The following is an 18018-nucleotide window of genomic DNA, read 5'->3' on the forward strand; positions in this document are numbered from 1 at the left end:
ATATTCCTTCGCTTCTGTGGTAAATATACATCATTGAAATGTTCTGCACCCGTCATTATACCCGGTTTTGCCCTTTTTTATTACCTTGTGCCTGACCATGTGGCACAAACATTTCTTTATAACTGTTTTTTTAATTTTTTTATTTGGTGTACCGGGTGCACAGGAAATCTATAAGCCTAAATACCTGGGCAGCTCTCAGGGGTTGTCCAATAATTCTGTACGCGCAATTTTCCAGGATAGCAGGGGCTTTATGTGGTTCGGCACTTATGACGGGCTGAACCGCTATGATGGCTATGAGTTTAAGATATTGGATCAACGATTCTGCGTCTCTGCCGCATAATTATATTTCTGCTATAAGTGAAGACGATGACCGCAATTTGTGGATCGGTATGGGGCAGGGTGCGGTTACTTATAACCCGGTTACAAATAAGGTAACACCGGTTTACTGCTTTTCTTACAGAACAAAGCAGGAAGCGCGTATTACAGCGTATATAAACAGTATAGAGAAAGACACTGAGGGAAATATGTTTTTAGGAACCAGCGGCTCAGGGCTTATCGTCAAACTAAAAAATGAAAAGGTTGCCATACAGGTGCCTTTACGGAATACAGATGGGAGTGCAAGCGCTTTTTCCGCTGTGCAGGCTATGTATATGGACAGGCAGAAACGAACCTGGGTATTTGTGTCGGGCAGTGGGTTGCATCAGTATAATTATAAAACCAGGCAATTGGAAGCTGTGGATGTATCACTTATCAACCTACCTGTAAATAAGATGCTGGCTGATGAACAGGGAGATTTATGGCTGGGCACTTCTACAGGGCTGTATAAATATTCGGTTGCTCAAAAAGCCCTTCTTTCCAGCTATACCGCTGATAATGGTAAGCTGAGCGCTAATTATGTTACGGCGCTAAGTGCAGATGCCGGAGGGAAACTGTGGATCGGCACTGATGGCGGAGGTATTGATCTGCTGGATACCCATACGGGGCAGGTATCGAATATAGAGCAGGGCCGGCAACCCGGGTTGGTTTCTGCAAAAACCATCCTAACCATTTTTATTGATAAAGAATCCCGGAAATGGATAGGTACTAATAAGGGCGGTATTAATGTTTTTGACATTTCGGGCAACATGTTTAATACCATAAGGAGGGGGCCTTTTTATCCGGAACTCTCTAACAATTTTATTACTTCCTTTTTTGAGGACCCAAAAGGCAGTCTTTGGATAGGCACAGATGGCGGTGGCGTAAATGTATGGAACAGCAGGCGGGATCATTTTACCGTATATCAAACACCCTTTCTTTCCAACAATATTATTAGCAGCATTACACAGGATGCAGAGCAAAATACCTGGGTGGCTACTTTTGGAGGTGGTGTGAACCGGTTGGCAAAAGGCGGAGGCGTTAAACATTACAGGCTGATCAATACCGATGGTTATGAGAACAAAATTGCTATCAGGGTTTATCGTGATGCGCAAAATGATCTCTGGGTTACCACATTCGAAAACGGGCATTTGTATCTGTACAACAAAGCGCTGGACCGGTTTGAGGCTTTTGACCAGAACCTGGGCGACCTGATGTCTGTTTATGAAGACAGGGAAGGCGCGCTTTGGGCGGGCAATTCATTCAGCCTGGTTAAAATTGACAGGGTAAATAAGAAACACCTGTTTTTTGATATAGGGAAAACCGTTCGTTCTATTTTTGAGGACAGTAAAGGTAATTTCTGGATCGGGGCAGAAGGCGGTGGCCTTATATTGTTCGACAGGAAGGCCGGTAAAATAGCGGCTCGTTATTCTGAAGAAGAAGGGCTTTCCAGCAATACGGTAATGAATATCCTGGAAGATGACGGCGGGTTTTTATGGATCAGCACTTCCAACGGCCTTAACAGGTTCGATCCCCAAACAAAAAAAGTCAATAGCTTTTACGAGTCGGATGGCTTGCAGAATAACCAGTTCTCCTATCGTGCGGCGCTTAAATTACAATCAGGCGAGCTTGTTTTTGGAGGAAATAACGGGTTCAATATTTTTGACCCGTCTAAAGTTACTGTCAGAACCTATTTCCCCCGGGTGGTTATTACTTCGCTCAGGGTTAATAATAAAGACCTCTCAGATGATAATGACTACAGGACCAATAAGAATGGCGACATAGCCGGTCTCACCGTTCCTTATAATGAAGCCATTTTATCAATACAATTTGCTGCACTTGAATACTCTGCTCCCAATAAGATCCAGTATGCCTATTACCTTGAAGGCTGGGATAAAACCTGGAGCCTTAGCGGCAGCTCCCGGGCAGTAACGTATAATAATATCCGCGAAGGTTCTTACACATTGCGCATAAAATCTACCAATGCCGAAGGTACCTGGAATACACAGGAAACGGTAGTGAAAATAAGGGTGCTGCCTCCCTGGTACCGTACCTGGTGGGCCTACACTTTATACCTGCTTTCTATCGGCAGCCTTATTGTTCTTTACCTGCGGTATAAAACGGCCCAGGCTAAAATAAAATATGAGCTGAAGCTGGCCCGGATGGATGAGGAAATGCGTAAAGCAGAGCTGGAAAGTGAGCGTATGGAAAAAGAAGTACAGCGTGCCGAGCTGGAAAAGACCCATGCAGAATACGAAAAAGAAAAGGCCGAAAGAGAAACAGAGCGGGTGATTAACGAAAAGGAAAAAGAAATTAACCAGAAACGGCTGTCTTTCTTTACCAATATCTCGCACGAGTTCAGAACCCCGCTTACCATGATCATTAATCCGGTGCAGGACCTGATGAACCAGTACCAGGGCGAAGAAAAAGAAGAGCTTCGTGTGATCGGGCTGAACGCCACGCGCTTGTTAAGCCTTACAGACCAGTTGTTATTGTTCAGGAAAATTGAAGAAGGGGCCGAAGAGCTGCATGTAGGAAAATTTGATTTCAGCAGGCTCTGCAATACGGTGTTTTATTATTTTAAGCATGAAGCCAAAACCAGGAATATCCGTTACACAATAGAGGGCATTGAGGAGCCAATAGCGCTTTATGGGGATAAAGCTAAAGTTGAGATCATACTATATAACCTTATAGCCAATGCTTTTAAATATACGCCCAAAGAAGGTGAGATCCACATTAAAGTAAGCCGGAATGAGGATATAGTAACAACATTGATTGAGGATACCGGCGCAGGTATCCCCGAAGGAACCGGTAATGCCATATTTGAAAGGTTTTACCAGGCACAGGGCCATGTAAAGCTGGGTTTTGGTATTGGATTATATATGGTAAAGCAGTTTACTGATATGCACAAAGGCGCTATTGCTTATCAAAGTACTTTAAATAAGGGTACCCGGTTTACATTAGAGCTGCCCTTAGGTAAAGAGCATTTTGCCAACATTCCGGTTACAGAAGATGTACCGGAAGCCGATGAAACCATTAAAGCCAATGATTTTGAAGAGGCCGATGAACCTGCTACCGCCTTTATTCCCGAAGTACCGGTACTTACCGCTAAAAAAGCCATCCTGGTCGTAGATGACGATAATGAGATACGGAACTATGTGGCGTCGGTACTGGGCCGGAACTACCTGGTGTATACAGCTTCTAATGGTGAAGAGGGCCTGCAAATGATGCTTGATAAAAAGCCCGAGCTGATCATTTCCGATATCACTATGCCGGGAATGGACGGTATTGAACTATGTAAAGCCATTAAAACCGACCAGAATACGAATCATTTGGCGGTTATTTTGCTTACAGCCCATACTTCCCAGGAGGTGGAATTAAAGGGAACAGAAGAGGGAGCGGATTATTATATTACAAAACCATTTAGTAAAGATCTCCTGCTGGCGCGGGTTAACAGCATTTTTAAAAGCCGGGCTAACCTGCAGCAATATTTTTACGACCAGGTTACCCTTAAAAAAGCCGCTACAACAGCAGAGGAGCAGAAAGTGCCCGCCGAATACCAGGAGCTTTTAGATAAATGTATTGTAATAGTAGAAAAATACCTGGACGACAACTCCTTTAACATTGAAATGCTGGCCCGCGAAATGGGTGTAAGCCATTCCTATCTGTACAAACGGATTAAACTGATCTCCGGTCAGTCGGTTAATTCGTTCATCCGTTTTTTACGGTTGCGCAAGGCCGCCGAATTTTTAATTACCACCAACGATACAGTTACGCAGGTGGCCTATGCCGTTGGCTTTAGCGATGTGAAGTATTTCAGGGAGCAGTTTACCCGCCTCTTTAAAATGAAACCTACGGAATATATTAAGCAATATCGCGGTAAAATGACAGATAACCTGCGTATTGATAATCAATAATAAATGTATATTAAGAATAGGGCAAACCGCCTTTATAAACTTTTAAAATATACGAGTTTAACCCTCTTTTTAAATGAATTTCACTCCCTTCCTTTTGCAGTAATGTATTTACTTTTGTAATTGTTTTTTTGACAATTATTGAATTGTCCCTTAGTTTGTGCAAACGTTTGCGAAGAAATGCTGTGGATTTTTAACGGTTGTCGATATTCCTTATAAAGCAGAATATTAAAATATGAAGAAATTTTTTCTTTTACTGGTATCGGTATTTGCTGCCTTCCTGCTTTTTGCACAGGGGGGTAAAAAAAGTAATAAAAATAGTGAATCCCGTTATGGGGGCTACCTGTTCACCTATTTTACCGGTAATAGTAAGAACGAGGAAGCCATTCGTTTTGCAATAAGCGAAGACGGTTACCATTACACTGCTTTAAATGACAATAAACCGGTAATACCGTCAGAGGATATCAGCTCCACAGGTGGTGTGCGCGACCCGCATATATTGCGTGGTGCAGATGCCCGTCCGAACGGTTCATCCGGGCGGGGGAAAACGTTCTACATGGTAGTGACCGATATGGTTTCGGCCAATGGCTGGAACTCCAACAGGGCTATGGTGCTGCTGAAATCAACCAACCTGGTAAACTGGACATCGGCTATAGTGAACATCCCTCAAACCTTTAAGGCATTTGAAAACGTAAACAGGGTTTGGGCTCCGCAAACCATTTATGATGCAGAAAAAGGCAAATATCTGATTTACTGGTCAATGAGGGCAGAAAATGATCCTGATGTGATTTATTATGCTTATGCCAATAAGGATTTTACCGGCCTGGAAACCGAACCGAAGCAATTATTTTATAATCCGCATGGTACCGCCTGCATAGATGGTGATATTGTTTATAAAGACGGGAAATATTATTTATTCTTTAAAACGGAGGGGTCCGGTAATGGGATTAAAATAGCGGTTTCCGATAAACTGACTGAAGGATATGTGCTGCGCGATCAATATGTGCAGCAAACCAAAGACCCGGTAGAGGGTGCCGGAGTGTTTAAACTGAACGATGGAACTGGCTATATCCTGATGTACGATGTGTATACTAAGGGAAAGTACCAGTTTACGAAAACCACCGACCTGGAAAATTTTAAAGTAGTGAATAATGAAGTAGCAATGAACTTTCATCCACGGCATGGAACCGTGCTGCCCATTACCCGCCAGGAGATGGAACGGCTCACCGGTAAATGGATGACTGCCGAAGGAGTGATTACCGATGTACAGGCAAAGCAGGTTAAACGCAATAACATTGTATTGGATACTGCTGCAAAAAAACTGTTGTTGCCGGTGTTGCCTGATACTGATCTCCGGCAATTTAACCCTCAGTTTGGCAAAGTACCGGGTGTTACAATCACCTCAAAAACCAGCAACTTTTCCAAAGGGCCGGTAGCATATACAGTTTCTATTGCAGGTCAAAAGCCTCAAACCTTCCAGGTTCAGGCCATAAAAAACAACAACCCGGTATTGAACGGTTACTATGCTGATCCTGAAGTCTTGTATTCGGAGAAAACGGGTAAGTTTTATATCTATCCTACCAGCGATGGTTTTGATGGCTGGAGCGGTAATTATTTTAAAGTATTTTCTTCGCCCGATCTGGTGAACTGGAAAGACGAGGGCGTAATGCTTGACCTGCCCACGCAGGTGAGCTGGGCTAACCGAAATGCCTGGGCGCCCTGTATTATCGAAAAGAAGATCAACGGGCAATACAAATACTTCTACTATTTCACTGCTGCTCAAAAAATCGGCGTTGCGATGGCTGATGATCCCACCGGCCCTTTTGTGGATTTGGGTAAGCCGCTGATTGCAGATAAGCCCACAGGGATAAAAGGGGGTCAGGAGATAGATCCTGATGTATTTACTGATCCGCAAACCGGCAAAAGCTACCTGTATTGGGGCAATGGTTACCTGGCTGTTGTTGAGCTGAATGAGGATATGATCTCCCTAAAGCCCGGAACGCTCAAAATAAATACACCTGATAAAACGTACCGGGAGGGTACTTATGTTTTTTACAGGAACGGTACTTATTATTTTATGTGGAGCGAGGATGATACCCGCAGTCCTAACTATAAGGTGCGCTATGGTACTTCGCAAACGCCCGATGGAAAAATAACGATCCCCGCCAATAATGTAGTGATAGAAAAGGAAGCATCTGAAGGTATTTACGGGGCCGGCCATAATTCGGTCATTCAAATACCGGGTAAAGATGAATGGTATATTGTTTACCATCGTTTCAGCTATCCCAACGGCATAAAGATGGACAGGGCTGCGGGTTATCACCGCGAAGTATGTATAGATAAGCTGGAATTCAATGCAGATGGAAGCATCAAACAGGTGGTTCCAACGCATAGGGGGGATAGAGCCTGTAAAAGTTGGAAAAGGTTTTTTTTAAACCTGATCACATAGATACATAGCAATTGCATAGAAATAAGAAATTTGAAGGAAGAAGGAGGGGATAGGTTCACAAGTGGCTGTCTCAAAAGTAAATTTGGTTGTCATATTGAGCTTGACGAAATATTGATAACCAAATTATTGCCTTCGACAAGCTCAGGCTGACACCCCTTTTGAGACAGCATCATATTTTTCTTAACTGTGGATATTTTTTTTCCCGATTCTATATTATTGCTATGATTCTATGTGGTTTAAAATAATTTAAACATTTGTATAATTATGACCTCACGTTTTTCTTTATTGTTTTTGATGGCCTTATCAGTTTGTTTAAACGAACTGCTTGCCCAGCCGGGTTTTGGTAATGCTCAAAAATTAAACAACGGCTGGATGTTCTCATTGAACAGCACTGATACCATAGCGGCTTCACCTGCGGCCAATGCGCAATGGCAAAAGGTAGATTTGCCGCACGATTGGAGCGTGAAACAAAAGCTCGATCCTAAAAATGCAAGCAGTATGGGCTACCTGCCCGGTGGCATTGGCTGGTATAAAAAAACTGTTGTGGTTCCTGCATCCGGCAAACAGGTGTACCTGTACTTTGAAGGGGTGTATAACCGCAGTGAAGTTTTTATAAATGGGAAATCGGTGGGTAAAAGACCTAACGGATATATCTCATTTATGTATGATATCACTCCTTACATCCGGTTCAATCAACCCAACGAGATATTAGTGAAGGCAGATCACCACCGTGATGCCGACTCACGCTGGTACACCGGTTCAGGTATTTACCGCGATGTATGGCTGGTGTATGCCAACCCTGTGCATATTGCGCAATGGGGCGTTTATGCATATCCCGAAGTAGCCAATAATACCGGAACACTTCATATAGAGACAGATATTGTAAATACAGAAAGCAAAAGCCAGAAAGTTACTATTGTAAGCGAATTGCTTAATGCTGCCAATAAAGTGATTGGACAAACAAGCAATACTATTACTGTTGCAGCCCATTCATCGGGCAAACAATCTGCACAAATCAAAATTGCTGATCCGCAGTTATGGAGCCTCAATAATCCTGTTTTGTATAAGTTGCATACTAAAGTGCTGAAAGAAGGAAAGCAGCTGGACGCTAACACTACTGTTACAGGTTTCAGGCAGCTTACTTTTGATCCCAATAGGGGTTTTGCATTAAATGGTGAATGGATGAAAGTAAAAGGCGTTTGCCTGCATCACGATGCAGGTGTATTAGGCGCTGCTATGTATAAAGAAGTTTGGCGCAGAAGATTGCTGAACTTAAAGGAGGTGGGCGTAAGTGCGGTAAGAACCAGCCACAATCCGCAGGCTACGGTGTTTTATGAGCTTTGTGATGAGCTGGGCTTACTGGTATTGAACGAGGCTTTCGATGAATGGGAATTTCCTAAACGTAAATGGTTAGAGGGTTGGAATGCAGGCACACCGGGTTTCCAGGGAACTTACGATTTTTTTGAAGAGTGGGGAGAAAAAGATTTAGCGGATATGGTAAGGCGCGACAGGAACCATATCTCCGTTTTTGCGTGGAGCATTGGTAATGAAGTAGATTATCCTAATGATCCCTATTCGCATCCTATCCTGGATGGAGATGGGGGCTTTACTCAAAAAGCGTTTGGCGGCTATAAGAAAAATGCTCCGGATGCTATGCGCCTGGGTGTGATTGCAAAAAAGCTGGCAGCGGCAGTGCGGCAATATGACCGGTCGAGACCGGTAACGGCTGGCCTGGCGGGGGTAGCCATGTCTAACGAAACAGAATATCCCGGCGCTTTAGATATTGCAGGATATAATTATACAGAGAGCCGCTACATAAGCGACCATAAAAAATATCCTAAGCGGGTGATATATGGAAGTGAGAACCGCCACGATTTCGGGGCATGGAAAGCCGTAACCAATAACGAACATATTTTCGGCCAGTTTCTATGGACAGGGATCGACTACCTGGGCGAATCCGGCAGGTGGCCTTCAAGAGGGTTCTATTCGGGGCTGCTGGATTTTGGCGGATTTATTAAGCCCCGTGGCTATTTCAGGCAATCGCTCTGGGCCGAAAAGTCAATGGTGTATATAGGCACTTATCCTGTTGGAAGTAGTAATTCCAAAGATGTTTTATCCCAGACAGAAGGCAGGAAAGAAGAGGCGCTTCCAATGGACGCCTGGGCGGGCTGGAATTATAAAGAAGGACAAACCATACGCGTAGTATGCTATACCAATGCGCCTAAGGCCAGGCTAACACTTAATGGTAAGCAAACAGGCGAGATAAAAAATTACGATCATAAAACAGGGATCGTTTACTGGGATGTGCCTTATCAGCCCGGTGAATTAAAAGCAGAAGGAATAGATGACGCCGGCAAAACTATTGCTGTTTACAGCGTGAAAACGTCAGGTGCTCCGTATGCAATAAAACTGATCACAAATATGGGCCGTGATCAAGACCAGGTAGCACAGGTAGCAGTGCAGGTGATAGATAAAAACGGGGTGCCTGTAACGAACACGGATGCGGAAATTACCTGTACTATAACAGGCAGCGGAACTTTATTGGGCCTTGAGGCAGGGGATAACAGTGACATGGGCGATTATACTGATCATAAACAAAAAACGTTCAGAGGCCGGTTAATTGCTTATGTAAAAAAGCCGGGAAAAGCAGGGGCCGTAAAGGTTACATTCAGTGCCTCTGGTTTGAAGGGTGTTACGGTTACTTTGTAATAAGTATCCTTATCGTCGTTTTTTCTTGCTCAGGTCTCCAGACCTGTGCATACCGGTCACTTGATTATATAACAAAGCCATTTCTTTTTTGTGAACGGGCCATGTCAAAAACTAAGTAACGCAAGCGCACTGGTCTGGAGACCAGCGCGAGAGGAGAGGTGTCTCAGCGAAAAGTTCTACTTTTTTCACAATTCAGCTTTACGTTAAGATTTCTCCTCTTTTTCTTGCTCAGGTCTCCGGACCTGTGCATACCCGTCACTTGATTATACCCAAAAGTATTTTCCTTTGCAAATGAGCCAAATTAAAAGATTAAGTAACGCGCAAGCGCACTGGTCTGGAGACCAGCGCGAGAGGCGGTCATTTGATCATATTATAAAATTGTTTCTATGATATTAATAAATTTAGCTATTGTCCTAACCCTGTTTGTTGCAGGTAATAAAGTAACAACTCCACCAAAGGGTTACAAACTGGTTTGGGCCGATGAGTTCAACAAAAACGGCATGGTAGATACTTCCATCTGGCAGTTTGAAAAAGGGTTTGTAAGAAATAATGAATTACAATGGTATCAACCCCAGAATGCCTGGTGTGAAAACGGGAAGCTGATCATAGAAGCCCGCAGGGAAACCAGGCCCAGCCCTGTTTATAAAGAAGGAAGCAATAACTGGAAGGAAAAGCGGAAGGAAATCACCTATACTTCAGCCAGCATTAATACCCGTGGAAAAAAGGCATTTCAATATGGCCGTTTTGAAATACGTGCGAAAATCATTGCGCAGCCGGGTTTATGGCCTGCTATATGGACGTTAGGCACTCATAAAGAATGGCCCTGGAATGGAGAGATTGATATCATGGAATATTATAAAGGCGATATCCTGGCCAATGTGGCTACCGGAACTGCTGAAAGATATAAAGCAAAATGGTTTACTACCAAAAAGCCTTACACTTCCTTTAACGATCCCGATTGGGATAAATCTTTTCACGTGTGGCGTATGGACTGGGACAAAGATTTTATAAGACTGTATGTAGATGATCTGCTGCTGAATGAAGTAAAGTTGAGTGATGCTAATAATCCTGATGGCAGCAATCCTTTTCAGCAGCCTCATTACCTGCTGCTGAACCTCGCCATTGGTGGCGATAACGGCGGTGACCCGTCAGGCATCCCGTTTCCAAGCAGGTATGAAGTGGATTATGTAAGGGTGTACCAGAAAGCAGGGAAGGAAATGTAGAATATTGAATGTTGTTACGCGCTGAACCGTGAACAAATATTCAATGCTCAATACACAATAAGTAATGTTCAATTAGTCGGAGGACGGATCAAGTCCTGAAATAAGGAGACAATTATTGTCGGTTTTACATTTAATGTTTTACACGTGTCCGTCCATCAGGCGGATTCAAAATTCTACATTTTATACGAAACGGATTTTTATTTCAGACCAACATTTTCCCGTATAATGCCCGCCTGACCAGCATTCGGGCAGGCCGATGTGATAGCCGTTTAGAGCAATGAAATGGGTCTATTACGGATATCCAATCGGTATTACTCATTATACCATTTTCTCCCCCATCGAAGTGATATTTTAATTGATTGATCTTCATTTATTTATTGAAATATTCAGCCGCCGAAGCGGTAAGTATTATTTATACCAAAATATCCCCCTATTTATATTGATTTCTCCCCCGGCACAGGGTTGCTGCTGATTTATTTTCACGTTGTAAACGGCGCTATGCTGTATTGGATTTCTTAAATTTTAAAACGATTGTTTATGCATCGCAAATCAAAATTATGGCGATTGAGGTTGTGGAATGCCGCTCCTCTCTTGCTCCTTTTCACCCTTTGCTCCGCGGTAGCTGCTGCGCAGGTTGTTGTAAAGGGGATTGTTATTGATTCAAAAGGCGCCGCTATCCCCGGTGTTTCTGTAACCGTTACAGGGAAGAGCATAGGAACATCTACTAATGATGAAGGCGCTTACGCTATCAATGCTGCAAAAGGAGATAAAATACAATTCTCCGCTATGGGGTACGTTTCCCAGGAAGCAGTAGTAGGTAATAGCCCCGAGATCAACATTACATTGGCCACAGCATCGAGCCAGGCAATGGATGAAGTGGTGGTGATAGGTTATGGTACCATGCGGAAAAAAGACCTGACGGGAGCGGTTGTTCAGATACGGCCTGATAACCTGGCCAATGAGAATCCTAATACCGTACAGGATATTCTTCGCGGAACGCCGGGTTTAGCCGTTGGTTATAACGCCTCTGCGAAGGGAGGCGGTTCTATGCAGATACGGGGCCAGCGTTCTGTATATACTGCCGGCGGACATAATGATCCATTGATCATCCTGGATGGTATGATCTTTTACGGTGAGCTGTCAGAGATCAACCCTGATGATATAGGGCAGATTGATGTTCTGAAGGACGCGTCTGCCGCCGCCGTTTATGGATCAAGGGCTGCAAGTGGCGTCATTATCATCACCACTAAAAAAGGAAAAACAGGTAAGCCTGTGGTGAACTTCAGCGCTAACTTTGGCGCTACCACTAAAAGCGCTTATCGTGAAGTATTTGGGCCCGAAGCCTATATGAAATACCGGGAAGATTGGTACAAAACGCCTACCTATGGTTTAAATGCCACCACGGGCGAATATGGAACCTACCAATCCGGTTCTACCGCAAGCAAACCCGGTTATTACGATTCCCCTGAAAATTTGAGCAAGTATGGTGTATCATTGGAGCAGTGGCGGGCCTATACTACCAATAGCAGTGGGGAATCAGATGCAAGCATCTATGCCCGGCGTTTAGGGCTTGAAGGCGGTGTATTAACCGATTATCTGGCGGGAAATACCTTTGATTGGTATAAGCATACTTTCAGAACAGGTTTAAACCAGGATTATAATGCCAGCGTGTCGGGTGCTAATGATAAGATGAACTATTATATGTCTGTTGGCTATCTGCGTAACGAGGGAGCTGTAAAATATAATGACTATTCGGCTGTTCGTTCTAATCTAAAGTTGGAAGGAAAAGTGAACAAATGGTTAGAGATAGGGGCCAATGTTAACTTCCAGGACCGCAGCGATGGTGATCTTCAACCCGGGCTGGGCTTGAACTACTGGGATGCTAATCAGATACGTAACTCCCCATACAGCCATTATCGCGAGGCAGATGGAAGTTTGTCCCAGTTTCCCATGGGGGACGGGAGTATAAAAAGGGGTGTTAATCATGATTTTGATAAACAATACCTGGAGCTTGAAAAAGGTTACACAGTGCTTAACACTATTCTGAATGCTAAAGTAAAGCTGCCGTTTAATATTACTTACTCGTTCAACGCATCACCACGTTATCAATGGTTTTATAATCGTTATTTTATGTCGGCTGCACTTCCCGAATCGGTTCCTGTAAACCGTGGCGTTGATCGTGAAAGTTCCAAGCGATTCGACTGGTCGCTAAACAATACATTAGCCTGGGAGCAAACATTTGCAGAAAAACACCGGCTAAGCCTCACATTGGTGCAGGAAGCTGAAAACCGCCGGTACTGGTCGGATGTAGTAAATGCCCGTAATATTTTGCCTTCGGATGCGTTAGGTTTTCATAATACCTCAAATGCAACAAAGGAAAACAGTTCTTTTTCGACCTACGATTCGCACGAAAGCGCTGATGCCTTGCTGGCACGCCTTTTTTATTCTTACGACAACCGTTATATGCTCACAACCTCTGTTCGGCGTGATGGTTATTCCGCATTCGGGCAAAATAATCCCTATGCAGTGTTCCCTTCCCTGGCATTTGCCTGGGCATTTACCAACGAAAAATTCTTTAGCGGAAATAACATATTAAGCACCGGTAAACTGCGTGCATCCTGGGGTGAGAATGGTAACCGTTCACTGGCAGATCCTTATGTATCGTTAGCCAATTTAGGATCAGGTTTGGGCGCAACAATGGGCTATATACTTAACAATGGCACCATGGAGGAGGTAAAATATTTGCTGGTAGACCGTATGGCCAATCCCAACTTACAATGGGAGAAAACCGCTGCGTTAAATTTTGGCCTTGACTTTGGGTTTTTGAACGATCGCATCACAGGGTCTGTTGATTACTATTCCATGAAAACACACGATATGATCATGTCGCAGCGCCTTCCTCCTTTTACCGGGTTCCCCAGCATCACAACCAACTTAGGCGAGGTGCAAAACAAGGGTCTTGAGATCTTCATTAACTCGCTGAATGTTAAAAATGATATACTGGAATGGAAAACAAGCCTCAGTTTTTCGTACAACAAGAATACGATCAAACATCTCTATTACCAGAACGAGGATATACTGGATGCCCAGGGAAATGTTATCGGCCAGAAAGAGATGGATGATAAATCTAACGGCTGGTTCATAGGGCAACCTATCAGCGCAATATGGAGTTACCGTGTAACCGGTATCTGGCAAACGAACGAGGCAGCAGAAGCTGCGAAATACGGGCAGAAACCAGGTGATCCTAAAGTAGCCAATAACTATACTGCCGATGATAAGGTAAACACAGATGGAAGCGTCACTCCTGTGTATAATGACAAGGATCGTGAGTTTCTGGGACAAACAGCGCCTCCCATCAACTGGCAGTTGCGCAACGACTTTACGTTCTTTAAAAACTGGAATCTTTCCTTTAATATATACTCCTATATGGGGCATAAGAGCCTTGATGGCAACTACCTGAATAAGGATAACGGCGGCTCGTTGATCACTTACAATTTTAATACCTTCTCCAAAGAGTATTGGACACCCGGGAATCCTACTAACGAGTATGCCCGGCTGGATGCTATGGCGCCAGCGGGAGCAGGAGCAGACAAATTGTACGACAGGTCATTTATTCGCTTGGAAAATATAGCTATTGGCTATTCGCTGCCAAAGCTGTTAACCAATAAGCTGAATGCCCAAAAGATTAAACTGTATGGCTCTGTTCGCAATGTAGCGGTATGGCAGAAGGACTGGGAATATGGTGATCCTGAAACCGGAGGTTTGGCCACCCGTATTTTCTCACTTGGATTAAATGTAACATTCTAAAAAACTCAGACATGAACTTATTCATATATAAAAACAGGAAAGCGTTATCAGCGCTAACATTGATGACCGCCGTATGCGGGTCGGTACTGGTGAGTGGCTGCACCAAAGATTTTCTAAAGCCGGACCCGCTCTCCATTTACGAGCCAACCACTACTTTTAACACTGAATCTGGTTTAAAAGCAGCCCTGGCTATCAGCGACCGTCATATACGTTCTTACTGGACTAATACTTCAGCTAATACCAATTCTGTTGTTATAGGAACGGAATATATGTTTTCAGACCTGGCGGTTTACGGTAAGACAGACGTTGACGGCAACAGTGTCAACTACAATTTTGCCGATGGGCTAAAGCCTACCGGTGGTGCGGCAGGGCCGGGCGGTAATGATGGTAATTATATTAATCACTACTGGGATGAAACATACAGCGGGATCAAATATGCAAATACTATCCTTACTTATGTGGACAAGGTAGAGAGCCTGAGCGAAGCTACTAAGAATGCCTATAAAGGCAGGGCTTATTTCCATCGTGCGTATCGTTATCTTGGCCTGGCTTTTCAATATGGCGATGTGCCGCTGATCACTAAAATTATAGAAGTTCCAAAACAAAATTACCGGAGCACAAAAAAAGCTGCCATTCTTGATATGATCACTAAGGATATGGAATTTGCAGTGGAGTGGGTACCGGAGCAAAAAGATATGGTATATACCGGTATGGTCAACAAAGGCGCCTGCCGTATGCTGCTCATTAAATGCTACCTGGCTACAGGACAGTTTCAGAAGGCTAAAGAACAGGCAGATGCATTGATCAATTCATCGGGGTATGCGTTAATGAAAAATACATTTGGTACTTTTTATCCCGGCGGTGAGCCTAAAACCTGGACTATTACCCGCAATGTGATCTGGGATCTGCATCGGCCTGAAAACAAACTCATCGCTGCTAATACTGAAACGATCATGGGTATGCCTAATCGTGGAGCACAGTCAAATATCGCCTTTGCTACTATGCGTATTTTTGCTCCACTCTATAACTCGAGCAACCTGAAAACACCTGGCGGGCAAAACGCCATGGATCTTTATGCCCGTAATAATGCCAATTACCGTGCAGACCTCGATTATGGCCGGGCGCTGGGTCGTGGTATCGGTACTTTCCGCCCTACTCCTTTTGCACAACGTGGTTTGTGGGTGGTTAACGGAACGGAAGATATTGACGATCTCAGGCATAACAGCAGGGTAGGTAACTGGGTAAAAATGGATTCTCTTAAATACAGTACCGCTGGTAATGTATACAGAGGTCAATACCTGACATTGTACCACCCCACTACAAATGCTCTTTTGTGTGCCGATACCATTCGTTCCTGGTTCGACTGGCCCCATTATAAATTATTTATAACAGATGCAGAGGCAGAGGCCAACCTGGGAGCCAATGCTTATACCGGTGCTTCTAAAGGAAGCAATGGAGATTGGTACCTGTATCGTTTAGCAGAAGCATACCTGTTACGCGCAGAAGCTAAATTTTATTTGGGTGATGCTGCCGGAGCTGCAACAGATGTAAATGAAATAAGGAAAAGAGCTGGCTGTACACAGCTTTATACCACAGTTACAATCGGCGATATTATGAACGAGCGCGCCCGTGAGCTATACCTCGAAGAATGGCGCCATATGGAACTGAGCCGTGTTTCATACTGCCTTGCTTTAAGCGGTAAGCCTGATGAATGGGGTAATACATATGATGTGAATACCTATGATAAGTCTTCAGGTACAGATGTAGCAGGTGGAAGCTACTGGTACAGGCGCGTTATCAGCTATGGTGGTATGTATAATCGTGGTGGCATTAACTCCAACAACCGTACGCTGAATTATAAAATAGATAAGTGCAATCTTTACTGGCCTATTCCAAATGCTTCTATTACGGCTAATAATAAGGGAAAGCTGAGTCAGAACTTTGGATATGACGGATATGATGCTAATATTCCGAAATGGGAAACCTGGCAGGAGGCTGTAGCAGATGAAGATAAAACAGAATAGTTTCTTATAAAAAGAAGAAGCTATATCACAGCAAAAAATCATGTTGTGAGTAGCTTCTTTTTATGTTTTATATTTAGAGTTAATTATCAAAAGGGTAAAAAACGGGAATGAATTTAAAACTATTATCGGTTGCCGGGATGTTGCTGCTTACCTGCTGTGGTACTATACAAAAGAAAGCTTTATATAAACAATCCGGGGCTGGGCAGGTACTGTCTGCAATTAACCAGGCCAATACCTACTGGCAGCAAACCCATCGGGTTCCTCGTTGGGCTTTTTGGGATGAGGCAGCCTATCATACAGGTAATATGGCTGCTTATGAGCTGACAGGAAATGTTGCATACAAAGCATACTCCGAAAAGTGGGCAGAAAAAAATCAATGGATGGGCGCTACATCTGTCAACAAAGCCGAATGGAAGTATAACTACGGTGAAACCAATAAACATGTGCTGTTTGGCGACTGGCAAACCTGCTTCCAGGTGTATATTGATTTATACAACCTGGATAAGATAAAGGATGAGAAAAAAATAGCCCGGGCAAGGGAAGTAATGGAATACCAGATGAGCACACCCCATAATGATTACTGGTGGTGGGCCGATGGGCTGTACATGGTAATGCCGGTAATGACTAAACTGTACCATGTAACAGGCAACCCGCAATACCTCCAAAAGCTTTGGGCGTATTTTGAGTATGCCAATTCCATCATGTATGATGCGGATGAAAAAATTTATTACCGGGACGCCAAATACATTTATCCCAAACATAAAACAACTGATGGTAAAAAAGATTTCTGGGCAAGAGGCAACGGCTGGGTGATAGCAGCTTTGGCAAAAGTCCTTTCCGATCTCCCTGTAACGGACCCCTACAGGAATGAATATATTGCTAAGTTTAAAGGAATGGCTGAAACTATTAAATTGTCGCAACAGCCGGAAGGCTACTGGACACGTAGCATGCTTGACCCTCAATATGCACCGGGCCCCGAAACCAGCGGCACCGCTTTTTTCAGTTACGGCTTGTTATGGGGAATAAATAATGGCTATTTAGATAAGAAAGAGTATGGCCCAACCGTATCAAAGGCATGGGCGTACCTCAGCCAAACCGCATTACAGCCGGATGGCAAGGTGGGATACGTGCAGCCTATTGGTGAAAAAGCTATCCCTGGACAGGTAGTTGATAAAAATGCTTCAGCACCATTTGGCGTGGGCGCATTTTTATTAGCGGCAACGGAGATGTATAAATTTATTGACAAAAAATGACCTGGTGTTATGTCAAGTGTAAAATGTCGTGTTGATTGTCGTGCTGAGGCACACATAATAAGGAAAATCAAGTTTTTTAAAATGACAAGAACGGATGTCGTGGTGAGCTTGTCGAACCATGATTCGATTGAAAAATCACCCTTCGTCAGGCTCAGGTCGACATTGATTTTCATTTATTTAAACTACTTGTCATAAACAGGCACAAATAATTGCGAATCAAGTTCTTTAAAATGACAAGTAGAAAAAGCTTCAACTTTGAAGAGATAAAGCAACCTGTGGCAGCGT

At 43.8% G+C, this 18018-nt stretch carries 8 protein-coding genes; all 8 read left to right on the forward strand.

Annotated features, from left to right (window positions below; genetic code table 11):
* The first annotated feature begins 97 nt into the window (after positions 1–97).
* Complete coding sequence (locus ACYVBM_RS09185) at positions 98–340, forward strand: two-component regulator propeller domain-containing protein (protein WP_460685349.1); 243 nt, start codon at positions 98–100, stop codon at positions 338–340.
* The gene (locus tag ACYVBM_RS09190) at positions 294–4271 is read left to right on the forward strand and encodes a two-component regulator propeller domain-containing protein (protein ID WP_460685350.1); all 3978 of its coding nucleotides are present in this window, start codon (positions 294–296) and stop codon (positions 4269–4271) included. Before ACYVBM_RS09185 ends, ACYVBM_RS09190 begins: the two co-directional genes overlap by 47 nt.
* A gap of 232 nt (positions 4272–4503) precedes the next feature.
* On the forward strand, positions 4504–6717 hold the full coding sequence (locus ACYVBM_RS09195) for a family 43 glycosylhydrolase (protein WP_460685351.1): 2214 nt from the start codon (positions 4504–4506) through the stop codon (positions 6715–6717).
* A gap of 264 nt (positions 6718–6981) precedes the next feature.
* Positions 6982–9426 (forward strand): sugar-binding domain-containing protein, encoded by a 2445-nt coding sequence (locus ACYVBM_RS09200; protein ID WP_460685352.1) that lies wholly within the window; start codon positions 6982–6984, stop codon positions 9424–9426.
* A 386-nt stretch (positions 9427–9812) separates the two neighbouring features.
* Positions 9813–10649 carry a glycoside hydrolase family 16 protein gene (locus ACYVBM_RS09205; protein WP_460685353.1) on the forward strand — a complete coding sequence of 279 codons (837 nt, stop codon included), beginning with the start codon at positions 9813–9815 and terminating at the stop codon, positions 10647–10649.
* Between the two features lie 537 nt (positions 10650–11186).
* Complete coding sequence (locus ACYVBM_RS09210; RefSeq protein WP_460685354.1) at positions 11187–14456, forward strand: SusC/RagA family TonB-linked outer membrane protein; 3270 nt, start codon at positions 11187–11189, stop codon at positions 14454–14456.
* Between the two features lie 11 nt (positions 14457–14467).
* A complete protein-coding gene (locus ACYVBM_RS09215; RefSeq protein WP_460685355.1) occupies positions 14468–16480 on the forward strand; it encodes a RagB/SusD family nutrient uptake outer membrane protein in 2013 nt (670 codons plus the stop codon).
* 107 nt (positions 16481–16587) lie between these two features.
* Complete coding sequence (locus tag ACYVBM_RS09220; protein WP_460685356.1) at positions 16588–17733, forward strand: glycoside hydrolase family 88/105 protein; 1146 nt, start codon at positions 16588–16590, stop codon at positions 17731–17733.
* Positions 17734–18018 lie beyond the last annotated feature (285 nt).

The sequence above is a fragment of the Niabella aquatica genome (assembly GCF_054779315.1).